23 protein-coding genes are annotated in these 22,346 nt (G+C 63.6%); 12 read left to right on the top strand and 11 right to left on the bottom strand.

Annotation, left to right across the window (positions count from 1 at the left end; all coding sequences use genetic code 11):
* Positions 1-63 precede the first annotated feature (63 nt).
* The 12 genes from V2L18_RS17105 (at position 64) to V2L18_RS17050 (ending at position 10,128) form a co-directional block, all read left to right on the top strand.
* Complete coding sequence (locus V2L18_RS17105) at positions 64-1,182, top strand: PilN domain-containing protein (RefSeq protein WP_336179518.1); 1,119 nt, start codon at positions 64-66, stop codon at positions 1,180-1,182.
* 1 nt (position 1,183) lies between these two features.
* Positions 1,184-1,741, top strand: a complete 558-nt coding sequence (gspM, locus tag V2L18_RS17100) for a type II secretion system protein GspM (RefSeq protein ID WP_336179517.1) — start codon at positions 1,184-1,186, stop codon at positions 1,739-1,741.
* Positions 1,738-2,262 carry a hypothetical protein gene (locus V2L18_RS17095; protein ID WP_336179516.1) on the top strand — a complete coding sequence of 175 codons (525 nt, stop codon included), beginning with the start codon at positions 1,738-1,740 and terminating at the stop codon, positions 2,260-2,262. Before gspM ends, V2L18_RS17095 begins: the two co-directional genes overlap by 4 nt.
* Before the next feature lie 100 nt (positions 2,263-2,362).
* Positions 2,363-3,283, top strand: coding sequence for a LysR family transcriptional regulator (locus V2L18_RS17090; RefSeq protein ID WP_336179515.1), 921 nt, complete (start codon positions 2,363-2,365; stop codon positions 3,281-3,283).
* A 90-nt stretch (positions 3,284-3,373) separates the two neighbouring features.
* The gene (locus V2L18_RS17085; RefSeq protein WP_336179514.1) at positions 3,374-3,535 is read left to right on the top strand and encodes a hypothetical protein; all 162 of its coding nucleotides are present in this window, start codon (positions 3,374-3,376) and stop codon (positions 3,533-3,535) included.
* A 111-nt stretch (positions 3,536-3,646) separates the two neighbouring features.
* Positions 3,647-4,633, top strand: a complete 987-nt coding sequence (locus V2L18_RS17080; protein WP_336179513.1) for a 2-oxoglutarate and iron-dependent oxygenase domain-containing protein — start codon at positions 3,647-3,649, stop codon at positions 4,631-4,633.
* Positions 4,630-5,460, top strand: coding sequence for an alpha/beta hydrolase (locus V2L18_RS17075; protein ID WP_336179512.1), 831 nt, complete (start codon positions 4,630-4,632; stop codon positions 5,458-5,460). The genes V2L18_RS17080 and V2L18_RS17075 overlap by 4 nt, the downstream gene beginning before the upstream one ends.
* On the top strand, positions 5,457-6,446 hold the full coding sequence (locus V2L18_RS17070; RefSeq protein ID WP_336179511.1) for an ABC transporter substrate-binding protein: 990 nt from the start codon (positions 5,457-5,459) through the stop codon (positions 6,444-6,446). Before V2L18_RS17075 ends, V2L18_RS17070 begins: the two co-directional genes overlap by 4 nt.
* Positions 6,447-6,519: 73 nt before the next feature.
* The gene (locus V2L18_RS17065; protein WP_336179510.1) at positions 6,520-7,305 is read left to right on the top strand and encodes an ABC transporter ATP-binding protein; all 786 of its coding nucleotides are present in this window, start codon (positions 6,520-6,522) and stop codon (positions 7,303-7,305) included.
* 13 nt (positions 7,306-7,318) lie between these two features.
* Entirely contained in the window at positions 7,319-8,092 is a 774-nt protein-coding gene (locus tag V2L18_RS17060; RefSeq protein ID WP_336179509.1) for an ABC transporter permease, read from the top strand.
* Between the two features lie 4 nt (positions 8,093-8,096).
* The gene (locus tag V2L18_RS17055; RefSeq protein WP_336179508.1) at positions 8,097-8,597 is read left to right on the top strand and encodes a nucleoside deaminase; all 501 of its coding nucleotides are present in this window, start codon (positions 8,097-8,099) and stop codon (positions 8,595-8,597) included.
* Positions 8,598-9,021: 424 nt separating this feature from the next.
* Complete coding sequence (locus V2L18_RS17050; protein WP_336179507.1) at positions 9,022-10,128, top strand: siderophore-interacting protein; 1,107 nt, start codon at positions 9,022-9,024, stop codon at positions 10,126-10,128.
* A 72-nt stretch (positions 10,129-10,200) separates the two neighbouring features.
* Here V2L18_RS17050 and V2L18_RS17045 read toward each other — a convergent pair whose 3' ends face one another.
* The 11 genes from V2L18_RS17045 to torA (V2L18_RS16995) form a co-directional block, all read right to left on the bottom strand.
* Positions 10,201-11,094 carry a F0F1 ATP synthase subunit gamma gene (locus tag V2L18_RS17045; RefSeq protein WP_336179506.1) on the bottom strand — a complete coding sequence of 298 codons (894 nt, stop codon included), beginning with the start codon at positions 11,092-11,094 and terminating at the stop codon, positions 10,201-10,203.
* Positions 11,091-12,605, bottom strand: a complete 1,515-nt coding sequence (locus V2L18_RS17040) for a F0F1 ATP synthase subunit alpha (RefSeq protein ID WP_336179505.1) — start codon at positions 12,603-12,605, stop codon at positions 11,091-11,093. The genes V2L18_RS17045 and V2L18_RS17040 overlap by 4 nt, the downstream gene beginning before the upstream one ends.
* Positions 12,598-13,332, bottom strand: a complete 735-nt coding sequence (locus tag V2L18_RS17035) for a F0F1 ATP synthase subunit delta (protein WP_336179504.1) — start codon at positions 13,330-13,332, stop codon at positions 12,598-12,600. Before V2L18_RS17035 ends, V2L18_RS17040 begins: the two co-directional genes overlap by 8 nt.
* 4 nt (positions 13,333-13,336) lie before the next feature.
* Positions 13,337-13,582 carry a F0F1 ATP synthase subunit C gene (locus V2L18_RS17030; RefSeq protein WP_336179503.1) on the bottom strand — a complete coding sequence of 82 codons (246 nt, stop codon included), beginning with the start codon at positions 13,580-13,582 and terminating at the stop codon, positions 13,337-13,339.
* Complete coding sequence (locus V2L18_RS17025) at positions 13,582-14,277, bottom strand: F0F1 ATP synthase subunit A (protein WP_336179502.1); 696 nt, start codon at positions 14,275-14,277, stop codon at positions 13,582-13,584. Before V2L18_RS17025 ends, V2L18_RS17030 begins: the two co-directional genes overlap by 1 nt.
* Positions 14,274-14,576: an ATP synthase subunit I gene (locus V2L18_RS17020; RefSeq protein ID WP_336179501.1), complete on the bottom strand. Its 303-nt coding sequence runs from the start codon at positions 14,574-14,576 to the stop codon at positions 14,274-14,276. Before V2L18_RS17020 ends, V2L18_RS17025 begins: the two co-directional genes overlap by 4 nt.
* Positions 14,573-14,848: an AtpZ/AtpI family protein gene (locus V2L18_RS17015; RefSeq protein ID WP_336179500.1), complete on the bottom strand. Its 276-nt coding sequence runs from the start codon at positions 14,846-14,848 to the stop codon at positions 14,573-14,575. The genes V2L18_RS17020 and V2L18_RS17015 overlap by 4 nt, the downstream gene beginning before the upstream one ends.
* Entirely contained in the window at positions 14,848-15,267 is a 420-nt protein-coding gene (locus tag V2L18_RS17010; RefSeq protein WP_336179499.1) for a F0F1 ATP synthase subunit epsilon, read from the bottom strand. The genes V2L18_RS17015 and V2L18_RS17010 overlap by 1 nt, the downstream gene beginning before the upstream one ends.
* Entirely contained in the window at positions 15,264-16,691 is a 1,428-nt protein-coding gene (gene atpD, locus V2L18_RS17005) for a F0F1 ATP synthase subunit beta (RefSeq protein WP_336179498.1), read from the bottom strand. The genes V2L18_RS17010 and atpD overlap by 4 nt, the downstream gene beginning before the upstream one ends.
* Before the next feature lie 342 nt (positions 16,692-17,033).
* Positions 17,034-19,508, bottom strand: a complete 2,475-nt coding sequence (gene torA, locus V2L18_RS17000; protein ID WP_336179497.1) for a trimethylamine-N-oxide reductase TorA — start codon at positions 19,506-19,508, stop codon at positions 17,034-17,036.
* Positions 19,509-19,700: 192 nt separating this feature from the next.
* Positions 19,701-22,172: a trimethylamine-N-oxide reductase TorA gene (gene torA, locus V2L18_RS16995; RefSeq protein WP_336179496.1), complete on the bottom strand. Its 2,472-nt coding sequence runs from the start codon at positions 22,170-22,172 to the stop codon at positions 19,701-19,703.
* Positions 22,173-22,346: the final 174 nt, after the last annotated feature.

The following is a 22,346-nucleotide window of genomic DNA, read 5'->3' as shown; positions in this document are numbered from 1 at the left end:
CTGCGGCGCGTGACCGGGGGATTCGATATCGTGCCGGCTTCGCGCCAGTAGATCATAACGCACATGGCCAGACTAACTGACAATTCCTCGATGCCGGCGCTGCAGAACGCGGTGTTATGGTTCTGGTCATGGTGGTATGGCGAACTGGCGGCGGTGTTTGCCCCTTTTTGCCGCTTCTGGCGGCCCGGTCGGGCCGCGGGAACCCCGATCAGACTGACCCGTGGCGAGGCGGGCGAGGGCGAGGCTGCCTCTGGCCAATCCGTCACGATGGAGGCCGACAGCTGGCACGTTCTCGCGCAAGGTCTCAAGGCCGCTGGCCGCGACGGGCGCCCGCTGATCCTCGATCTCGCCGAAGACCTCGTCCTGCGGCGGCACGCGACCTATCCGGTCGGCGCGTTGGCGAAGCTCGATGACATCGTCGCGCTCGATATCGAGAAGTCGACGCCCTTTTCCCGGGATACGGCTGTCTGGAAATGGCATGTCACCAGCCGTTCGGGCGGCATGGCGGATGTCGAGACGGTTGTGCTCCGTCGCGATCTGGTTCTGTCCGTTCTGTCACTGGCATCAAAGGCCGGTCTGGTCGTTGGCGAGATCGTCTTCTCGGCGATGCCGGGACAGCGCGCGTTGCAGCTCCTGAAGCTGGAGACACCGACGGATCGCTCGCGCATTCGCTGGCGCCGGGCGAATGCGGGTCTTTTGTGTCTCGTGCTTCTGCTTGCGGCGGCTGTGGGCGGGGTCTCCTACTGGAAACGGCAGGGGGCGCTTGAGGTGGCGAATGCGCAGCTCGCGGATGTGAAGGCGCGCGCCATCCGTTTGCGACGGGCGCAGGCCGAAGCCGTGGCCGAATACGATGCAAGCGTGGCGCTGATGCGCGAAAAGATGCGCACGCCGTCGGTCAATCTCGTCTGGAACGCCTTGTCGGAGGCGTTGCCGGATACCGTTTTCCTGAGCGCTTTGGAACTGACGGGGCAGAGCGGGCGCATTAGTGGGTTCGCACGCTCCGCAGCGCCTCTGATTGAAAGGCTCGAAGGGCTCGATCAACTGTCGGACGTGACGTTCGCGTCTCCTGTCATGATCAATCCCGACGACCGGCTGGAGCGCTTCGACATCACCTTCACGCTGGCACCTGATGTCGGGGATCTTGCCGCTGCACCCGCGACGCAAGGGGCACGCCATGACTGATATGGCCGTGCAGCTCCGCGTCGTCGGTAGCCGTCTCGCCGCGTTGGTTCTGCTCGGCCTCCTCGTCTGGAGCATCGTCGGGCTGGTCGCATGGCCCGCCTATCGAAATTATCGCGAACTCGGCGATGAGTTGCGGGATGTGCGGATACAGATGGGCCGGGTCGAGGTGATCCTCTCGTCCTCCTCGCAGGTGCCGGTCGCCGGCGACAGCTCGGGGCAGGGCTGGCGCGGGCAAAGCCGCTCCATCGTCGCGGCGAAGGTGCAGGAGTTTCTGCAAGGAGAGGCCCGAAATCACGGCGTGAGCATCATCAGCATCTCACCGCTCCAGAAGCGCCCCTTCGAGCGCTTCGATGCAATCGGCCTTCGCATCGAATGCGAAGGCGAGATTGGGGCGGTGCGGGATCTGATCGGCACGATGGAGAATGCGCAGCCGTTTCTGTTCATCACAGGCGCGGATCTGCGTCGGCAGCAGATCTTCGGAGCGCGCCAGCCGGGCCAGAAGCTGCCGCTCGCAGCCAGGTTCGATGTTTATGCCCCGTTCGTTGAGGAGGGGACATGACCGCCCGCCTCATTCCGGGTCTGACGGCCTTGCTTCTCCTCGTCGCCGCCGCCGCTCTGGGCAGCGTTCTGGCCGACCGTCTGGCCGGTGAGGTCGACATCTCGCCGATCATCATGACAGCGGCGGACAAGACCCGTGACGGGGACGTCTCATCGCCCCTTCCCAAGTGGCGTGGGCACGATCCCGCCGAACTGACGGCGATTGTCGATGCTCCGCTGTTCATCGAGGGCAGGCGCATGCCGGACGATCTGGCAAACCCGGAGCCCGAAGTCGTGGAAGCCGCGCCGCCGCAGGTGGAAGAGGCGCCGCCAGTCGAGGTGGAGGAGCCGGATCTGCAACTCGTGGGCGTGCTGATCGCGCCGGGCGCCAGCAAGGCCCTGATCGCTGACAATGCCACTGGTCGGGAACGCTGGATCTCCGAGGCCGAGAAGCTGGGCGACTGGATCGTCGAGACAATTGCCGATGATCACCTCGTCTTGCGTCATCAGGACGAGAACCGCCGGATCGATATGCGGCGCTAGGGGGAGAGCCGGCGGGTATCACTTCTCCGGTGCGCCCGTTTCCACCCGATCGCTCAACCGTTATGCTGCGCCCGCAAATATTCCTCTCTGCGGTTCCTCAATGCGTATTCATTCCAGCGCCCTGCAATATTTCGATGCCGTCCGCCGGGCGGGCTCCATCCGCGAGGCCGCACGCCGGCTCAATGTGGCGTCATCGGCGGTGAACCGGCAGATCCTCAAGCTGGAAGCCGAGATCGGAACGCCGCTCTTTGATCGGAACCCGTCCGGCGTCACCCTGACGTCCGCTGGCGAGATCCTGGCCCATCACGTCATCGTCGTTTTGCAGGATCTCGACCGGACAAGCGCCGAGATCGAGGCGCTGAAAGGGGCGCGGGTCGGCCATGTCGGGATCGCGGCGGTCGAAAGCGTCTGCCCTGCGCTGCTTCCCTCGGTGCTGAGCGGGCTGCGGGAACGGGCGCCGCGAATTACCGTCGAGGCGAAAATGATGGGGTCGGCCCTGATCCCGGAAACGCTGGAAGCGGGGCTGGCCGATGTCGGCATCGCCTTCAACCTGCCACGCTATCCGGATTTGCGGCAGGTCTATGTGGCGAGTTTCAAACTCGGTGCGATCATGGCGCCGGATCATCCGTTGGCGGCGCGCGAGGAGGTCAATTTCGCGGCCTGCAGCGACTATCCGCTTGTCTTCGCCGCCAATGACCTGTCCATCCATCAGCTTCTGGCGCCGGTGGTGCGTCAGGCCAACCGGTCGGTCGAGCCGGTCATGCGCACCAACTCGATCGAGCTGATGCATCAGCTCGCGTTGAAAAAGCCCGTCATCGCGTTTCAGACGCCGATCGGGCTGGAAAAGCTTATCGCCGCCGGCGATCTCGTCCATGTGCCGCTTGCCGGGCCGGTCTGGAGCGATCTTGGTGTCTACGTGCGCGCGGGCCGCTCGCTGCCGGCGCCGGTCGATCTCTTTCTCCAGATCCTGACCACAGAATTGCAGGAACGCGAAAGGTTCGAGCAGAACCGGGGCCGCTGACGTTGGCGCGAGGCAGTCCCGCATGCGCCCGCAGTCCGATTTGATCCACCCTGCGACCACGCACTTGCCATGCGCGCAACGCGACGCCGGATGAGACGTTGGGCCGAGCAAGGTTATTTGAAACAACAGGTTATGATCATTTCCGGAATCTCGTTCGCAACCAACATGGTGCAGCCCGACAATCCGCTGCCGGCCGGTCGAAGCGGTGAGGGCAAGCTCAACGGCAATGCCGCATATTTCGGCAATCGATGATGCGCGTCTGGGCGATGCCGACCTGGCATCAGGCTAGGCGAAAAACGGTTCTTTTGCGGTCACTCGCGACATAATAGCGTTTTCCGGTCTTCGCAGTTCCGGGAACCTTCCATGTCCGCCACGGCCTCTCTCGCTGCTCGCCAGATCGACACCGCCGCACTTCCCGTGGTCGATGTATCCGGGCTTTCGTCTTCCGATGCCGATAGCAGGCGCGCGGTGGGCGATGCGCTGCGTCGGGCCTGCCTCGACAAGGGGTTCTTCTATTGCGCCGGCCATGGCGTGCCGCAGGGCCTCATCGAGGCGGCATTCGCCGAGACGAAGGCGTTTTTCAATCAGCCTGTCGAACGGAAGATGGCGATTGAAAAGTCGCTGTCGCGTTGCAATCGGGGTTACGAGGTTCTCGGCGGGCAGACGCTCGAGGCCGGCGCGCCGCCCGATCGCAAGGAAGGTTTCTATATCGGCGTTGAACTGCCCGAGGACGATCCCCGCGTGCGGGCCGGCCGGTTCAATCGGGGGCCGAACCAGTGGCCGGACGACCTGCCGGGCTTTCGTCCGACCATGGTCGCGTATTTCGCTGCCCTTCAGGAGCTCGGAAGTCGCCTGATGCGCGGGCTTGCCCTGTCTCTTGATCTTCAGGAGGAGCATTTCGCTCCCTATTGCCGCGATCCGCTGGCAACCCTTCGCCTGCTGCACTATCCGCCCCAGCGCGGCGATGCGGAAACGGGCGAAAAGGGGGCTGGCGCACACACCGATTTCGGCGGGTTGACCATCCTGCTGCAGGATGCTGTCGGCGGTCTCCAAGTCTATGACAACGATGAGGGACTGTGGATCCATGCCGACCCGATCCCGGGCACGTTCGTCTGCAATCTGGGCGACCTGATTCAGCGCTGGACCAACCGGCGCTACCGCTCGAACCTGCACCGGGTCGTCAACGCGTCGGGTCGCGAACGGTATTCGATCCCGTTCTTCCACGTCGGCAATCCGGACTACGAGGTCAGGTGCATCCCCACCTGCCTTAACGAAGGCGACGTGCCGCTCTATCCGCCGATCACGGTGGAGGAACATCTCCAGGCCATGTACCGCAAGACGTACCGATGATGGTGGCGGCGGCAAGCGGCGACCCTGTCGTCCTGATCCATGGAGCCTGGCAGGGGAGCTGGGCCTGGGAGGCCTTCATACCATTTCTGCAGGAGGCGGGTTTCACGGTTCATGCGGTGGACCTTCCCGGCAATGGCCGCGACGGGACGGATCCGGCGGAGATCACGCTCGATCATTACCTCGATTATTTCGATCGCTTGCTGGCAGAGATAGGGCGGCCGCTTTCGCTTGTCGCCCATTCCGGCGGAGGCGCGATAGCCACCGCCCTGGCCGAACGTCATGCGGAACGGATCCGGCGCATCGTCTATGTGGCCGGCATGATGCTGCCGTCGGGCGTGTCGTTCGGAGAGGTGCAGGCCGAGGTCGACGGGCCCGGCGCCGTTGCTTCGGGTGTCACGGGTGAGCTCTCATGGTCGCCCGATGGCCGGGTCAGCACCGTGCCGCGCGCCGCGGCCACCGCGATCCTCTTCAGCGACTGCCCGCCGGATCTGGCCGCGGCGGCTGCGGCGAGGCTCACACCGCAAGGCGAGGGCGGGCGGGCCATTCGCGTGAGCACGACCCCGGAGCGCTTCGGGCGCATCCCCCGACTTTATGTGGAGGCGACCGAGGACCGGTCGGTCCTCATCGCCGTGCAGCGCCGCATGCAGCAACTCGTGCCGGGCGCGACCGTCATCTCTCTGCCGACCGGCCACGCGCCGCAGGTGAGCGCGCCCCATCTTCTAGCCGAGGCAGTCCTGCCGTTTTTGCTGGACGGCGGAACACGGCCGGCAAGCGACGAACTCCCCTTGAGCCAATCAACATCCTTCGCAGACGGAGCCTCCAGATGAAATCGCGTTTCCTGAAATCGGTTCTCGCAACGGCGGCGATCCTTGCCGCATCCGCCCGGATGGCGAGCGCCGCCGATCCCGTCACGTTCATGATCGACTGGCTTCCGGCCGGCGACAAAGCGCCGATCTACTACGGCGTTCAGAAGGGCATCTTCGCGGATGCCGGTCTGGACGTGACGATCGCGATCGGCCGCGGCTCGTCCGATGTCGTGACGAAGCTCTCGACCGGTGCGGCCGATATCGGAAGCGGCGGTCTCTCCGCCCTTCTTCAGGCTGTGGCGACGGCTGAGGCCCCCGCCCGGGCCGTCATGACGCTCTACACAAAGCAGCCGGATTCCCTCTTCACCACGACCGACAGCGGCATCGAGAAGCTCGCCGATGTCGCCGGCAAGAAGGTTGCCACCGCCACCTTCTCCTCCTCCAACGTAGTCTGGCCACTGGTGCTTCAGGCCAATGGTGTGGATCCGGCGTCCGTTCAGCTCATCAAGGTCGATCCGGGCGCTCTGGCGCCGATGCTGGCCACGGGGCAGGTCGACGCAACGATCAACTGGATGCCGGTCGCTCCGATCTTCGCGGGGCCGCTGAAGGAAGCCGGCAAGACCTTCAAGGCGCTGCCCTGGTCGGATTACGGTTTCGATGGCTACGGCCTGTCGCTGTTCGCCTCGCAGAAAATGATCTCCGAGCGACCGGAAGTCCTGAAGCGCTTCGTAGCGGCCTTCAAGAAGACGGTTGAAATGGCGATCAAGGATCCGGACGGCGCGGCCGCAGCCGTCAAGGCGATGGTGCCGGAGATCGACGAAACCACGGCGGCGGAGCAGTGGAAGGCCTCCATACCGCTGATGGTCAACGATATCTCGGAAAAGGATGGTCTGGGCGCCATTGAGCCGGGGCTGCTGAAGGCGACCTGGGGCTGGGTCGCCAAGTCCCAGGGCATGGCACCGGATGCGCTCGATCCCGAGACCGCCGTCGATCGCAGCTTCCAGTAACAATTCAACACCAGAGGGAGCCGGCGGGCGGCAAGCGCTGTCCGTCGGCATTTCCTTGCGTCAGGGGATTTTCATGACGGTCACCCCACCTGTCATCCGGTTTTGCGACGTCGAGCAGATCTTCACCGGCAACGACGGACGTCCGATCCACGCGCTGACCGGTCTCGATTTCGAGATCGCCCGGCATGAATTCGTTTCGGTTCTGGGGCCGTCGGGATGCGGAAAGTCGACGCTTCTGCGCCTCGTTTCCGGGCTCATCCATCCAAGCGAAGGGGCTGTCGAGATCTACGGCATGAAGGTGAGCGAACCGCGCGACGAGATCGGCATCGTTTTCCAGAAGCCGACTCTGCTGCCGTGGTTTAATGTCCTCAACAATGTCACGTTTCCGATGCGCCACAAGTATGGCCGCGTTCGCGGCGAAGACGAGGCGCGGGCCCGGGAATTGCTGGCTCTGGTCGGCCTTGCCGACTTTGAGAAAAAGCGCATCGACGAGCTCTCCGGTGGCATGCAGCAACGGGTGGCGATCGCTCGCGCGCTTCTTCTGGATCCCGATATCCTGCTGATGGACGAGCCGTTTTCCGCGCTGGACGCATTGACCCGGGACGAGATGAGCTTCGAGCTGCTGCGCATCTGGTCGGAACGACCGAAGACGGTGCTCTTCATCACCCATTCCATACCGGAAGCGCTTCTGCTGTCCGACCGTATCATCGTGATGTCGGAGCGGCCGGGGACGGTGCGCGAGGTGATTGACGTGCCCTTTGGCCGTCCGCGCACGATGGAGACGCTGTCGGACCCGGCCTTCACCGAACTTGCCAACCACATTCGCGGAGAACTCTTCTCCAAACCTGCCGCCGCATGAGGGGAATGGCTTCGTGAAGACCATCGTGAGCTTTCTGGATCGGTTTGCGCCCGTCCTTGCCGTTATCGGCGTTCTGGCCCTGTGGCAGGCCGGGACCTGGCTTTTCGCCATCCCGTCATTTCTGTTGCCGTCGCCCACGCGTATCGTCGCGGCGGGATTCGGTGTCGATCCGGCGGTCTGGATCGGTCATGTCTGGGCGACGTTGCGTGTCGCCGTCATGGGGTATGTGCTGGCCATCGTCGTGGCGATCCCGCTCGCCATCGGACTTGCCATGTCGCGCCTGCTGTCGCGCACGCTCTATCCGATGCTGGTGGTGATCCAGTCCACGCCTATCGTCGCGGTCGCGCCGATCATTGTCGTGACGCTCGGGGCGGGAGACATGCCCAGGGTGGTGATCACATTTCTCATCACCTTCTTCCCGATTGTCGTTTCAACGACCACCGGGCTCCTCGCCACGCCGGAGGAACTGATCGAATTGTCCCGCTCGCTTCGCGCCGGTCGCACGCGGGAGATCTTCCATATCCGGCTGCCCTATGCGCTGCCGTTCCTGTTCTCGGCGCTCAAGATCTCGACCACGCTCGCGGTCATCGGAGCGGTGGTTGCGGAGTTCGTTGCCGCGGAAAAAGGGCTCGGTTTCTTCATCGCCTTCTCCACCTCCTTCTTCAAGATCCCCCAGGCTTTCTCCGGGCTCGTCATTCTGGTTCTGCTGTCGCTGACGCTCTTCCGCATCGTTGGCTTCGTCCAGAAGCGCTTCGCGCCCTGGTCGCTTCCGAAATCCGAAAGGTAAGCTGATGTCGAAGTTCGACGAGACCCGCGACGAAGACCACCTTCGCCACGCCATCGCGGTTGCCGAGCAGGCGCGCAAGGATGGAGACCATCCTTTCGGCTGCATTCTCGTCGGTCCCGACGGAGACGTGCTCATGGAACAGGGCAATGCCTATTCGGCCGAAGGGGGAGACCTGACGGCCCATGCGGAAAAGGTACTTGCAAGCCGGGCCGCAAAGAGGTGGAAGCCCGATTTCCTGTGCCAGTGCACGATGTTCACATCCGCCGAGCCCTGCGCGATGTGTTCGGGCGCCGTCTACTGGGCCGGAATCGGACGGGTCGTCTATGGTCAGAGCGAGCGCTCGCTCAAGGAAATGACCGGCGATCACCCGGAAAACCCGACGCTCGATCTTCCGTGCCGCACGATTTTTTCAGCCGGTCAGCGACAGGTTGTGGTCAAGGGACCGTTTCTGGCCGAGGAAGCGGCCCGGGTTCAGGCGGATTTCTGGAACGACCACAACGGTTGATCCGGGACTTGCCCATTCGGAGGAAGTCTCATAACGGCGGATATTGGGCCGAGCCGGGTTGTGCGCCCGGCTTGCCGGCGTGGCGGCTCCCGCGAGAAGAGCGCAGAGCACACGGCCGAATGATTTGTCTGCCCGGCCGCTCGCATTGGTTGCAGAGGGCATTTTTGACGCACCACTTCGCGGGCCATTCGGTGCGATAAAAGTTGATTTTAAAAGTCATGTTTTATAGACCTCCGCGGGAATACGTCGCGCGGCGAAGCGAAATGACGTTCGGCTTCCTTGGAGCGGGTGCGCCTGCACGGCTTCGGCTGCCGGGTGTCAGGACGACCGGCTCCGCGGTCTTGCGCGGCAGGACGGAGTGCGTCGCAGTCGGGTGCGGGCATGCGGTCCGAAACGACGCCCCGGGGCCAAGAAGGAAAACGACATGGCAAATTCCGCAGTTGCAGACCAATTGGTTGCCGAGACAAGGGTCGAGGTTTCCGAACCGGCCGTTTTGCTGGAGCGACTGGCAGATCATTTCTCCGAGCATGGCGACGTCACAAAGGAGGAGTGCAAGGCACGTCTCGCATTTCATTTCGGCACAGCCGAACTGGAGATTGACGGCGGGTATCTGAATGTCGCCGCGACGGCCTCGGATGCGAGCGGGCTCGCATTCGTGAAAGTGGCGCTTGCGGAGCATTTGATCGAGTTTTCAGAACCGGAGACGCCTGAAATCCGGTGGACGGGCGATTGCGCCGCAGGCTCGCCGGTGCCCTATCTTCGCCGCATGACGGTCGAACGCGTGGAGCAGATTACCCCACGTATGCGCCGGGTGCGTTTGTCAGGAGACGATCTTGAGCGCTTTACCCGGGAAAGCATGCATATTCGCCTGCTTTTCCCGCCCGAAAAGGGAGGCGCGTATGGTTGGCCGGTTATGGGAGAAGACGGTCGTCCGGCATGGCCGGAAGGCCTGCCGAAGCCGATTGCGCGGGTCTACACGATCCGGCGCATCGATGCCGATGAAGGCTGGCTGGATATCGACATGGTCCTGCATGAGGGAGACGGATATCCCGGGGCCGGCTTTGCCGAAAACGCGAAGCCCGGCGACGAGATCGGGATTACCGGACCCGGCGGCGGGACCTACGGCCAGGCGACGCGATATCTCCTGGCAGGCGACGAAACGGCGCTTCCCGCAATCGCCCGCATTCTCGAGGAACTCCCGGAGACGGCCAGGGTCACGGCCATTGTCGAGATTGCAGATGCCGCCGAGGAGCAGGTGCTTGTGTCCAAGGCCGATGTCGATCTGACATGGGTGCATCGCGACGGGTTGGAGCCCGGCACGACGGATCTTCTGGAGCGTGCCGTGAAGGCCGTGGACTGGCCCGAGGCCGATCCGGATACCTACGTCTGGATCGCCTGCGAGCAAGCGGCCGTTCGCAAACTGCGCTCCTATTTCCGAAAGGAGAAGAAGATGCCGCGTGCAAACCACATGGCGGTCGCCTATTGGCGGCGCGGTGTCGCCGGTGAGCATGCCGGCGAAAAGGACGGTTGAGCCGCGAACAGCCCACCTGTGGAACTGCTCAACCGCTTGTATAAAAAGGACAATCTTTGGTAGGGATGCCGCTCAGGAGGAAGGCGCGAAAGGGGCGCTCTCGCGCGTTCTGCGTTTGCGCCTGTCGGAACGATTGGCCAGTTCGCCGGCGGCCAGTTCGATGATCTCGGCGGTAATCGCGTCCTGGCGGACATGGCGTTCGCGTGCCTTCAATTCGCCGAGCTGTCTTTCGATCTGACTACGGGCCTGTGCCATTGCGCTCATCCGGGCCTCGTTTTCGGCCACGAAGGAATGCAGCGCCGCATTGCACAGGAGCGCGTGGACGTAATCGGCGCCCAGCGTTTCGAGCAAAGCGGCGGCCGGCAGGTTCGTCAGGGGCGGCAAGGTCTCCGGCGATGAAGCAATGAGCGAGAAGTCGATCGGGAAGAGCGCACGCCGCACGACGCGGACCTCTCCCGTGTCCCAGGTACTGAAAACCACATCCAGCCGGCCAAGTGCACCTGCATTGATACGGGCGTAGAGCGTATTGCAGATGGCGTTGGCAAGCTTCGGGATCGCGGGCGAATGCGCGGGGAGGGCGTTCGTCCAGGCGGGCGCGATGTTGCGCTCCGTTGCGAGCGCCCGGCCGCGGCTGCCGACGAGATAGAGGTCTGCCCCGCCGGCATCGGCAGAGACCGCGTCCAGCACGCGTTCGGAAAAGGCGCCCGCAAAGCCTTGTTCCGCGCAAAAGACGACCAGGGCGGCCCGCTCGTTTCCGGCGTGGGCATTCTCCGGCCCTGGCGCGACCTGCGGGACGATCCGGCCCATGGCCGCCGTGATCGTGGAGGTATAGCTGTCGACGGCGCGGATCTGATCGCGCGCTTGCTGGACACGTACCGCAGCGATCCCGCGCATGGCGTTCACCACCGCATCGAGTTGATGCACTCCGGCAATGCGCGCGCCGATTTCCTCGAGTTTTTCGCTCATGAGCCAAAGCGCTCCGCGAGCTGTTTCAGGACATCGAGAAGGCGCTCTCGGTTTTCTGCGTCCAGCGTGCCTTCCTTCTCGATCTGCTCGACCGCATCGCGGGCCGCCTTGTCGAGTTCTGCCGGCAAGGCCGCCCGGAATTCCGGCACTCTGTCTGGCGCGACCGTATCCAGAAATCCTTCCTGGACCGCGGCGACGAGGGCGACCTCGTCGACGAGGCGCAAAGGGGCGTGTGGCGGTTGGCGGAGAATGGCGCGGATGCGTTCGCCGCGCGTGAGCTGGTCGCGCACTCTTTTGTCCGGTACGCCGCCGAAGCGGGTGAACATCTCCATTTCGAGGAACTGGGCGTAGTCGAGGCGCAGGGACTTGGCTTCGTCGCGCAAGGCGGGAGCCTGCGTCTTGCCGCCGACACGGCTTACCGACAGGCTCACGTCCACGGCCGGTTTCTGTCCTTCCTGAAAGAGCTTGGCATCGACCACGATCTGACCGTCGGTGATCGAGATCAGGTTCGTCGGGATATAGGCGGACAGGTTGCCGGCGTCGGTCTCCGCGATGGGAAGGGCCGTCAGCGACCCCCCGCCTTGCGCATCGCTGAGTTTTGCCGCTCTTTCCAGCATCCGCGCATGCACATGGAAGATGTCGCCGGGATAGGCCTCGCGACCCGGCGACTGGCGGGTGAGCAGCGCGATCTCGCGATGGGTTGCTGCGTGCTTGGTGAGATCGTCGATCACAATCAGGGCATGCTGCCCTCGGTCCCGGAAGTATTCTGCCATCGTGAAGCCCGCGAAGGGGGCGAGCCATTGCAGGCCGGGAGGGTTTGCGGCTCCGGCAACGACGGTGACGCAGCGCTCAGGTGCGGCGAGCGTCTGGATCGCATCAATCGCCCGGCGCACGCTGGACGTCTTCTGGCCAACGGCGACATAGACGCAGATGATGTCGCTCGCCTTCTGGGCGATGATCGTGTCGATGGCGACGGTCGTCTTCCCGATCGCCCGGTCGCCGACGATCAGTTCCCGCTGGCCGCGTCCGAGCGCGAAAAGCGTGTCGATGGAAAGGAGACCCGTCTGCACCGGTGCGGTCACCAGCTCGCGGTCGATGATGGCCGGTGCCGGTCTGTCCGCGGGATGGAACTCGGCGGTTTCGATTGCGGGCTTTCCATCGAGCGGACGGCCGAGCGGGTCGACGACGCGGCCGAGCAGGCCGGGACCGACGGGAACGCGCACCACTTCGCCGGTCCCGCGCACGATGTCGCCGGCTTCGATCGTTGCTGCCTCGTCTAGAAGAACGCAACCGATAAGATCCCTGTCGAGTGTCTGCGCAAAGCCGAAGGCCCCCTTGTCGAAGCGCAGCAGTTCATCGAGCCGCGCCTGGGGCAGCCCGGAAATGAGCGCGACGCCGTCGGCGACCTCCTCGACCCTGCCGATCTGCTCCGCCTGCGGCCCCAGTTCGGCTGCGGCGATCCGCGAACGAGCATTGTCGAGCCACGAAGCGGGAGCTTTCTGTTCAGTCATGGGCAAAGCTCTCCTCTATGCGGGCGAGATCCGCACGCCAGCTGTTGAGGATGGAAAAGTGCTCGGCGTAAAGCTCCATGCCTTCGATCAATGCCGGATCGACGGAGAAGGTGATTTCGGGCGTGCACCCGAGTGCTTCGGCGATCCGCCGACGGCATTCGGTTTCCTCGTGCGGATCCAGAACGACGGCGCTGGTCAGGCGCAGATTGCTTCCGCGCTCGCCAACCGATTGGCGAAGTTCGGAAGGAAGTGCCGCGATTTCGGCAACGAGTGCATCGAGGAAGACGGCTTTCACCAATGGTCCCCGCAGCCGGGCGGCGAGTTTCGCCGCGATGTCGAGCGCCAGGGCGCCGGCTTCATCGCGGGCCTCTTTTCTGGCGGCATTGCGCGCGGCTTCGATGTCGTCTCGGGCCTTGTCCCTGATCTGCCGCGCCTGCCGTTCCGCGTCGGCGAGTATTGTCTGGCGCACCTTTTCCGCCTCGGCGCGGGCCGCTTCGAGGCTCGCGGCCCGTTCTTGCGATATGCCGGCTCTGATTTCTTCGATTTCGGCCTGCTCGGCTTCGGCGGCTCTGGTCTGTTCTTGCGCATCGCGCAGCGCGGCCGCCGTCGCTTCCTGTCGCTCGGCGATGACGCGCGAGACAGGCTTCCAGAGAAAGCGGTGCAGGATCCAGACGAGGATGAGGACATTGACCGCCTGAATGGCGAAGGTCCACCAGTCAAAGGTCATGGTGTCAGGAAATCAGCGGGTTGGCGAAGAGAAGCAGCAGCGCGATGACGAGGCAGTAGATCGCCATCGTCTCGATCATGGCGAGACCGACGAAGAGCGTGCGCGAGATCGTGTTGGCCGCTTCCGGCTGCCGGGCGATCGCGTCCATGGCGGCGGCCACCGCGCGCCCTTCCGCAAGCGCCGGTCCGATCGCACCGAAGGAGACGGCGACGGCCGCTCCGATGATCGATATGAATGCCAGCCAGTTCATCAAGGAGATCCTTTCTCTGCATTCGAATGGTCCGTGCCGCCTTCCGCCGACGCAGCGGTGATGAAGACGAGCGCGAGGATGGCGAAGATGTATGCCTGAACGGCCCCGGTCAGCAGGTCCAGCGCCATCAGAGGAACGGGCACCAGCAGTCCCGCAAGAGACGCGACGATGCCGACGACGAAAACGCCGCTCATGACGTTGCCGAAGAGGCGCACGAACATGGAGAAGACGCGCGTGAGGCTCTCCAGAATGTTGAGCGGGATCATCACCGGATTGGGATAGGCGAAGCTTTTCAGATACCCGCCGAGGCCGTTGGCGCGGACGCCGAACCAGATCACCGAGACGAAGACGAGAGCGGCAAGCGCAGCATCCGTTTCCAGATGGGCGGTCGGCGGCTCCACGCCCGGAACGAGGGACATCCAGTTGGCCGCGAGGATGTAGACGAAGAGGGTGCCGATGAAGGCGCGATAGGTCTGCGCCGGCGCGCCTGAAGCCTCCCGGATCTGGAGGTCGAGTGCCTCGACAACGAGTTCCAGCGCGCTCTGGAACCGTCCCGGATTGTGGCTGAGCCTGCGCGTGGCGATGCTGCATCCAATGCCCAGCAAGAGCATGATGCCCCAGGTGACAAGCACCGCCTCGGTGATCGGGACCGGGCCCAGATGGAAAAGAGCAGGCGTCGCAAGGGGGGAGTTCATGGAGAGCTCCGGCTGATGCGACGAACGATGAACCACCGGGCGACGACGAGGCCCATTGCCGTGACGAGAAGCGGCAGGGCGCCTGCCCGGCTGACGAAGGTGAGGCAGAGGGCGAGGACGGCAAAGCGGGCGACCGTCAGGGCCGCCGCCGCAAGGCTGGCCTTTTCTGAAAACAGTCGCGCGCTTATCCGGAGCGTGGAGAAATAGGCCGCGCCGAGTGCCGCCCCGAAAACGAAGAAGACCGCGAGCGCCGGCAGCGTTTCGACCGTGACTGTTGCGATGGGAAGGTCCGGGATCATGCGGCGTTCATCCACTTCCAGGCAAACCAGCAGCCGAGGCCTAGCCCGATCATCAGGAGAGGGGCCGTCCAGAAGAGACCCGTCTCGAAGGTCCGATCGAGCCAGCGGCCCGCGAAGATGCCGATCAGCATCGGGGTTACGACGATCCAGCCGAGCACGCCGATCTGGGCGAGCCGACGGGAGACCGGCACATCTTCGTGCCGGTTCCGGTCCCGCTTCTGGCGCAGGCGAACCTGGCTGACGAGCTTTTCGTCCTCTTGCCGCCGAACCATCATATCGTGTCCGTTCCTGCGGCCGCGCCCCGGCTTGCACGCGCGACGAGCCGGCGGATCATGTCGAGATGGAGCCGGGTCGCCTCCACGTTCTGTGTGCGCTCCTCGTCAAGCTCCTTATGAAAGCGTTCCAGCACCACCTGATCGAGCGTTGCGAGATCGTCGCCGGCAACCGCTTCCCGCGTCGCGATCGAAACGGCAGAGCCATGCGCGACGGTCAGAACGCCCCCGCGAACGGCGCAGAACCCCCACGTCTGGTCCTTCCGCATCCAGCGGACCACGGAGATCGCGAGACTTGTCAGGAAATCGGCGTGGCCGGAGAGGATGCCGAAGCTTCCGCTGGCGTCTTCGGCGCGTATGGAAACGACGGCCTCCTCATCGACCACGACCTGCAGCGGAGTGACGATCGCAAGCTTCATGTCACCGCCTCCTGTCCGGCTCGGGCGGCATCTTCCTTGCGACGCGCGTCTTCCAGCGTTCCGACCATGTAGAGCGAGCTCTCGGCCCAGTCGTCGGCTTCTCCATCGAGGATCGCCCTGCATCCGGCGAGCGTGTCCTGACGGCTGACGCTGACGCCGGGCGTACCGGTAAAGGCCTGGGTTACGAAGAAGGGCTGCGCAAAGAAGCGCTGCAGCCGCCGGGCGCGTCTGACGATGAGCCTGTCGGCGGTCCCCAGTTCCTCAACGCCCAGAAGCGCGATGACGTCCTGCAATTCGTGGAAGCGCGCCAGCGTTTCGCGTGCGCGGCCGGCGATCTCGTAGTGCTCCGGCCCCACGACCAGCGGGTCGAGCAGGATCGAGGAGGAGGCGAGCGGGTCGACCGCAGGATAAAAGCCCTGCGAGGCCAGCGCACGCGACAGCATGATCATGCAGTCCATGTGGCTGGAGATCGTCGTTACGGCAGGATCGGTGAAATCGTCGGCGGGCACGTACACCGCCTGGATAGCGGTGACCGCGGCTTGCGCAACCGACGCGATCCTTTCCTCCAGGGCCGCGACCTCGCTTGCAAGTGTCGGCTGATAGCCGACGCGCGACGGCAACCGACCGAGAAGACTTGAAACCTCCGCCCCGGCCTGCACGAAGCGGAAGACGTTGTCCATCAGCAGCAGCACGTTGCGATGACGTACGTCGCGGAAATGCTCGGCGATGGTGAGCGCGGTCAGCGGCGCCCGCCAGCGCGCGCCCGGCGGTTCCGCCATCTGCCCGTAAACCAGCACCGTTCGTTTCAGAACCCCGGAGCCACGCATCTCGGTCAGGAGTTCATGGCCCTCCCGGGAGCGTTCGCCGATCCCCGCAAACACGGAAATACCCTGGTATTTCTCGACCATGGCATGGATCAGCTCCATCACCAGAACGGTCTTGCCGACGCCGGCTCCGCCGAACATTGCGGCCTTGCCGCCCTGGGTGAGGGGGGTGAGCAGGTCGATCACCTTGATGCCGGTCTCGAACACTTCCGTCGTGGAGCGCTCGTCCTTCAGCAGCGGCGGCGGATTGTGGATGGGGCGCCGGGCGATGTCCTCGGGAAGCGGTTCGCCCCTGTCGCCGATAGTGCCGACCACATCGATGAGCCGGCCGAGAACCTCGTCGCCGACAGGGACGGAAACCGGAGCGCCCGTCGAGAGAACTCCGGTTCCCCGGGCAAGGCCAGCGGTCGCCTGCAGCGCGACGCACCGCACCGTCGCCAGGTCGAGATGCGCATGAACTTCAAGCAACAGCGGTTCCGGATAATCCCATTGGACGACCAGCGCGGTGTCGACCGCGGGCAGGTTGCCTTCGTCGAATTCGACATCGACGACGGCGCCTCGGACAGAGACGATCGTGCCGTGAAGGGAGGCCTCGTCCATATGACTACCGATTGCCGGGCGGCTCGATAAGGGATTGTCGCGCAATCGTGCCAGGACTGCAGGGCTGGGCCGGGAACCGCCGGAACTGAAAATTCTTTAACGGTCGCAACCATGCATCCGCGCGCTATTGCCCCTAGGGGAGCGCTTGGAGAGGTTCATGTCAATGCGTTTGATGCGGTGCAGTAAATATTGGCAAAAACAACAGGGCCGGAAGAGGCTCCGGCCCTGTCTTTGTCCGTATCGTGCCCGGACCATTTGTCCGGAACGTGCGGTCTTCGAAAATCCTGATGCCTGCCGGGCCGAGGGACCGACAGCGTCGGCCCGGCAGACCTTGTCGCGTTGCTACTGCGCGGCAGCCGGCGCGACGAAGGCGGTCACTTCCGGCACTTCGCCGGTATACTTCTCGAACTGCACCATGCAGGTGTGGGCCGAGGTGGCCTGGGCGAGGCGGGATGTGCCGATGTCGAGGGTCAGCACGTTCGGATCGCCGTACTTGCACAGCGTGTTCGGGTCGCTGACGTCCTCGGGATCGTACCAGGCGCCTTCCTGGACCTGGATCACGGAGCGACGGATGTCGTCAGAGACCTTCGCCCCGGCGAGGATCTGGCCGCGGCCGTTGAAGACCCGGACGATGTCGCCGTCCTTGATGCCGCGCTCGGCCGCATCCTCGGTGTTGATCAGGCAAGGCTCGCGCCCGGCCACCGCATAGATTTCACGCACCTTCGTGGAGCAGAGCTGGGAGTGCATGCGCCAGTCGGGATGGTTGGAGCTGAGGTGGACGGGGTAGGTCTTGTCCTCCATGCCGAGCCATTCGGCCGGTTCGATCCACGACGGATGCGGAGGGCAGTCGTCGTAGTTCATCTTCTCGATGTACTTTGAGAAGATCTCGATCTTGCCGGTCGCCGTCGGCATCATGTTCATCAGCGGATCTTCGCGAAAATCCGCATAACGAACGCGACGGAGGTTTTCTTCAGGCACCTCGAACTCGACGATGCCTTTTTCCCAGAAGGTGTCGAAATCGGGCATCTCGACGCTCTTCTTTGCAGCCATCTCCCTCGCCTGTTCGTAGATCTCCTTGATCATGTCCTGCTCGGACTTGCCTTCGGTGAACTTGTCCTGAACGCCCAGACGGCCCGCGAGATCGGTGAAGATGTCGTAGTCGTTGCGCGCCTCGAAGACCGGATCAATGATCTTGGCCATGCGAAGAATGGCCTTGTTGGCCACCGAACCGATACGGTCGATGTCGTTACGTTCCGCCGTCGTCGTGGCGGGCAGCACGATATCGGCGAAGCGCGCGGTCGCCGTCCACTGGAAGTCCTGAATGACGACCGTGTCGAACTTCTTCCAGGCTGCGCGCATGCGGTTGCGGTCCTGGTGGTGGTGGAACGGGTTGCCGCCGGTCCAGTAGGTCATCTTCACATCCGGATAAAGATGCGTCTCGCCATTGTGCTCGAACGGCTTGCCGGGATTCTCCAGCATGTCGACGATACGGGCGCAGGGGATCGTCTTGGCACCCTTTTCCTCAGGCCACTCCTTGTTCTCGGCGCGCTTGCCGGGATTGACCGAGGAACCGAGGGCAGGGCCGTTCGACTGGGGCGCGCCGGGGTTGTCGAGATGATAGCGCTGGCAGAAGCCACCGCCGGGCAGGCCGATCTGGCCGACCATGCAGGCCATGGTGATGAACATCCACGGCCACTGCTCGCCATGATGCTGGCGCTGCGGGGTCCAGCCGGAAACCAGCATCGTGCGGCCGGCGACGAAGCTGCGGGCAAGCTCGCGGATCTTGTCGGCGGGAACCTCGCACTGCTCGGCCGCCCACTCCGGCGTCTTCTCGATCTTGTCCCAGCCGTTGCCCTTCAGGTACTCGGCGAATTCCTCGAAGCCGAAGGTGTAGTTCTCGATGAAGTCCTTGTCGTAGATGTCCTCGCTCAGCAGCGTGTGGCAGATGCCGAGGGCGAGCGGAATGTCGGCATGCGGGCGCGCGGCGATCCATTCGCCGTCGGTCGCCTTGCAGAGTTCGCCGCGCAGCGGATTGATGAAGAGCTTCTTCATCTTGTTCTTCTTCAGTTCGTCGAAGAAGAGATGCTCGCCGTGATCCGGCGGGGAGTAGGCGATGCGGTTGTTCTTCCAGGGATCGCAGGCCCAGAATACGATCTGGTCTGTGTTTTCCAGGATCGACAGGTAGCTCGTCTGGGGGCCTTCGGCGTCGATCTGGCCCATGATGTAGGGCATGATGCCCGCCAGCGCGCCCTTGGAATAATCTCCCGTGGAGAAGACGGCGCCGCCCGACAGGTTCATCAGCTTCTTCAGCATAGCCTGCGAGTTGTTGGCGCGGCCGGAGCTTTGCCATCCGTAGGTGCCGGAATAGATCGCCCAGGGACCTTCGTCCTTCTGGAGGCGCTGGATTTCCTTGGCGACAAGGTCCAGGGCCTGATCCCACGACACGCGCACGAAATCGCCGGCACCGCGGCTGTCGCGTTCCGCATTCGGACCCTTCTCGAGATAGGCGCGACGGACCATCGGATACTTGATGCGGCCCGCGTTGTAGACGACGTCCTGCACGCCGTGGACCGCCTGGTTCGGGAAGGGATCCTTGTCCCAGGGACGCAGGCTTACGAAGCGACCGTCCTCGACCTTGCCGTAAAAGGCACCCCAGTGCGACGCGGAGAGAACCTCCTTGGACTTGTCTGCTGCAAAGGCGCGCGTCACGCCGCCCGGCAACACCGAGCCCGCGGCACCGAGTGCGGCGAGCGAGGCGGAGGATGTGAGGAATCGTCGGCGTGATAGGGACGGGGACCACGAATTCTTGGTCGACATCGACAGCTTCTCCAGTTTTTTTGCGAAGTCCGGAACCGAGGGCTTCCGAAGGAGGATTTTCCGCCGATGGAGCGCTGTGCGACTGGGTGGTCGTTCGCCCTTGGGCGCGATACCGGGCCTCGATAGTCGACCGGCATTATCACCGGCCGGGTCCGGGCCGGCTGCATGCCGGCCCGGTATTCGTCGTCTGCGCTATTCCGCAGCCACGGGAGCCGTGAAGACATTCACCTCGGGCGGCGTGCCGGTGAACTTCTCCACGTCTGCTGCCGCGGAGTGTCCGCAATTGCCTTGGGCGAGCTTCGAGGTGCCGACATCGAATGTCAGGACGTTTACGTCGCCATAGGCATCGAGCGAGCCTTCCTCGAGGGGAGCCGACGGATCGTACCAGCCGCCTTCGGAGACGCGCAGGACACCGGGGGCGGTGTCGTCAGAGATGCGTGCCCCTGTCAGGATCTGGCCACGGTCGTTGAAGACGCGCACGAGATCTCCGTCTGAAATACCGCGTTTGGCCGCATCGTCAGGATGGATCACGCACGGTTCGCGCCCCTTGATTGCGTAGCTCTTGCGCAATTCCGTTCCGCACAACTGCGAGTGAAGCCGGTCGTTGGGGTGAGAGGCATTCACGTGCAGCGGGTACTTCGTTCCCTCGACGCCCGTCAGTTCGCGCGCGGGCATCCAGGTGGGATGAGCCGGGCAATCGTCGTAGTTCATCTTCTCGATTGCCTTGGAGTAGATCTCGATGAGCCCCGTCGGCGTTCCCAGCGGGTTCAGCAAGGGATCGTCGCGGAATTCGGCGAAGCGGACGAATTCCTTGTTGGCCTGCGGCACGTCGTAGATGACCGAGCCGGCTTCCCAGAAGTCTTCGAATGAGGGGAAGTCGATTTGCTTCGTCTGTGCCGTCGAGGACGCGGTCTGGTAGAGGCTCTTGAGCCAGTCCATTTCCGACTTGTTCTCGGTAAACTCCGCTTCCTTGCCGAGCTTTGCGCAGATGGCGGAGAAGATGTCGAAGTCGCTGCGGGCCTCACCGATCGGATCCACGATCTTCTTCATCGCGACGATGCCCTGGTTCGAATACGAACCGATCTGCTCCACGTCGTTTCGTTCATAGGATGTCGTCGCGGGCAGGACGATATCCGCGTGGCGGGCTGTTGCCGTCCACTGGAAGTCGTGGACGATGAAGGTCTCCACCTTCTTCCAGGCCTTGACCATGCGGTTGCGGTCCTGATGGTGCGCGAACGGATTGCCGCCCACCCAGTAGATCAGCTTCGTGTCGGGATAGGTCGCCTTCGAACCGTTGAAGTCGAACTCTGCTCCCGGATTTTCGAGCATGTCGACAACGCGAGCGACAGGAATGCTTGACGCGCCGCTGGAGGCGAGCCATTCGGGAGCATTCTCCTTGCTCTGCTTGCCATCGCCGATGCCGGGCAAGGAGACGCCGTTGGCGGTCGGCGTGCCGCCGCTGCAATAGTGGTAGCTGAGGCCGAAGCCGCCGCCCTTGGTGCCGATCTGGCCGAGCATTGCGGCAAGGGTGACCAGCATCCAGTGGGCCTGTTCGCCGTACTGCATGCGCTGGATGGACCAGCCGCTTGCCAGCATCGTCGTGCCGCCGGCAAACAGTTTCGCGAGTTCCTTGATCTTGTCGGCGGGGATGCCGCAGATTTTGGCGGCCCAATCAGCGTCTTTCGGCGTGCCGTCGGCATCGCCGGTCAGATAGGGCAGGAACTTGTCGAAGCCGTAAGTGTAGGTGGACAGGAACTCCTGGTCGTGCAGCCCCTCGCTGTAAAGCGTGTGGGCAATTCCGAGCATCAAGGCGACGTCCGTTTGCGGCTTGGGCGCCAGCCATTCCGCGTCCATCATTTTCGCGGTTTCCGAGTGGAACGGATCGATGCAGATGACCTTCTTGCCGGTCGCCTTGTAGGCCTTCAGGTAATCGTAGACGCCATGATCGGGGATCAGCCAGTCGATCTGGCATGTCTTCACCGGATCGGCGGCCCAGAAGACCAGCGTATCGGTGTTGTCGATGAGCAGGGGCCACGAGGTTTGCTGCGAATAGACCTCAAGTCCGCCGACGACGTGCGGCATGATCACCTGAGAGGCGCCGGTCGAGTAGTCGCCCGTGCCGCTCACGTATCCGCCGAGCACGTTCATTGTACGTGCGACGAGCGTGCGGCAGTTGTGGAATTTGCCGGGGCTTTTCCAGCCGTAAGAGCCAGCGAAGACGCCCGAGGGGCCGGATTCGGCCTGAACGCGCTTGATCTCGTTGGCGACAAGCTCGATGGCCTTGTCCCATGAGACGCGCACGAAATCGTTGGCGCCGCGACTGTCGCGCTCGGCCTTCGGCCCATTTTCCAGATACGAGCGACGAACCATCGGATATCTGATGCGGCTCGCGGAGTACATGGAATCGAGCACGCCGGGCAGCTGGTGGCTGGGATGGGGATCCTTTTCCCAGGGATCGATCTTCACGGCACGACCGTCCTTCACGGTCATGTTGAAGACGCCCCAGTGGCTGCCTCCCTGAATTTTCTGTTCGCCTGCTGCGAAGGCCCTGGTGGCGCCCATCGGCATCATCGAGCCGGCCATTCCGACCGCTGCCAGGGATGTGGAGGCGGTCAGAAAGCGTCGGCGCGTAAGCGTGCACGATGCGGGGTTTTTATCGGTCATTACTACTTCTCCTCATTAGTAGCAGGACGTCTCTCGGGCGTCTTCGAAACGGGGGCGTTCCGAATAAGAGAGCAAGGTCTGCTGGTCCTCACCCTCGGTTCTCGTTTTCACTTTCAGTCTGTTTCGTAAGGGACTTTTGTCGCGAGCCGGCCGGGAGGCCGGCCGCAAGTTCGG

This window comes from Breoghania sp. JC706, assembly GCF_037026715.1.
Classification (GTDB): Bacteria; Pseudomonadota; Alphaproteobacteria; order Rhizobiales; family Stappiaceae; genus Breoghania.
This window is presented reverse-complemented; position numbering and strand designations above follow the sequence as displayed.

Excerpts from the sequence above, each read along its gene's own strand:
- V2L18_RS17040 (WP_336179505.1), bottom strand. The coding sequence starts at position 12,605 with ATGACTGAACAGAAAGCTCCCGCTTCGTGGCTCGACAATGCTCGTTCG.
- V2L18_RS17035 (WP_336179504.1), bottom strand. The coding sequence starts at position 13,332 with ATGACCTTTGACTGGTGGACCTTCGCCATTCAGGCGGTCAATGTCCTC.
- V2L18_RS17085 (WP_336179514.1), top strand. The coding sequence starts at position 3,374 with ATGAGACGTTGGGCCGAGCAAGGTTATTTGAAACAACAGGTTATGATC.
- V2L18_RS17050 (WP_336179507.1), top strand. The coding sequence starts at position 9,022 with ATGGCAAATTCCGCAGTTGCAGACCAATTGGTTGCCGAGACAAGGGTC.
- V2L18_RS17080 (WP_336179513.1), top strand. The coding sequence starts at position 3,647 with ATGTCCGCCACGGCCTCTCTCGCTGCTCGCCAGATCGACACCGCCGCA.
- V2L18_RS17055 (WP_336179508.1), top strand. The coding sequence starts at position 8,097 with ATGTCGAAGTTCGACGAGACCCGCGACGAAGACCACCTTCGCCACGCC.
- V2L18_RS17075 (WP_336179512.1), top strand. The coding sequence starts at position 4,630 with ATGATGGTGGCGGCGGCAAGCGGCGACCCTGTCGTCCTGATCCATGGA.
- V2L18_RS17090 (WP_336179515.1), top strand. The coding sequence starts at position 2,363 with ATGCGTATTCATTCCAGCGCCCTGCAATATTTCGATGCCGTCCGCCGG.
- V2L18_RS17070 (WP_336179511.1), top strand. The coding sequence starts at position 5,457 with ATGAAATCGCGTTTCCTGAAATCGGTTCTCGCAACGGCGGCGATCCTT.
- atpD (WP_336179498.1), bottom strand. The coding sequence starts at position 16,691 with ATGGACGAGGCCTCCCTTCACGGCACGATCGTCTCTGTCCGAGGCGCC.
- V2L18_RS17045 (WP_336179506.1), bottom strand. The coding sequence starts at position 11,094 with ATGAGCGAAAAACTCGAGGAAATCGGCGCGCGCATTGCCGGAGTGCAT.
- V2L18_RS17095 (WP_336179516.1), top strand. The coding sequence starts at position 1,738 with ATGACCGCCCGCCTCATTCCGGGTCTGACGGCCTTGCTTCTCCTCGTC.
- V2L18_RS17105 (WP_336179518.1), top strand. The coding sequence starts at position 64 with ATGGCCAGACTAACTGACAATTCCTCGATGCCGGCGCTGCAGAACGCG.
- V2L18_RS17030 (WP_336179503.1), bottom strand. The coding sequence starts at position 13,582 with ATGAACTGGCTGGCATTCATATCGATCATCGGAGCGGCCGTCGCCGTC.
- V2L18_RS17010 (WP_336179499.1), bottom strand. The coding sequence starts at position 15,267 with ATGAAGCTTGCGATCGTCACTCCGCTGCAGGTCGTGGTCGATGAGGAG.
- V2L18_RS17065 (WP_336179510.1), top strand. The coding sequence starts at position 6,520 with ATGACGGTCACCCCACCTGTCATCCGGTTTTGCGACGTCGAGCAGATC.
- V2L18_RS17020 (WP_336179501.1), bottom strand. The coding sequence starts at position 14,576 with ATGATCCCGGACCTTCCCATCGCAACAGTCACGGTCGAAACGCTGCCG.
- torA (WP_336179497.1), bottom strand. The coding sequence starts at position 19,508 with ATGTCGACCAAGAATTCGTGGTCCCCGTCCCTATCACGCCGACGATTC.
- V2L18_RS17015 (WP_336179500.1), bottom strand. The coding sequence starts at position 14,848 with ATGGTTCGGCGGCAAGAGGACGAAAAGCTCGTCAGCCAGGTTCGCCTG.
- torA (WP_336179496.1), bottom strand. The coding sequence starts at position 22,172 with ATGACCGATAAAAACCCCGCATCGTGCACGCTTACGCGCCGACGCTTT.
- gspM (WP_336179517.1), top strand. The coding sequence starts at position 1,184 with ATGGCCGTGCAGCTCCGCGTCGTCGGTAGCCGTCTCGCCGCGTTGGTT.
- V2L18_RS17025 (WP_336179502.1), bottom strand. The coding sequence starts at position 14,277 with ATGAACTCCCCCCTTGCGACGCCTGCTCTTTTCCATCTGGGCCCGGTC.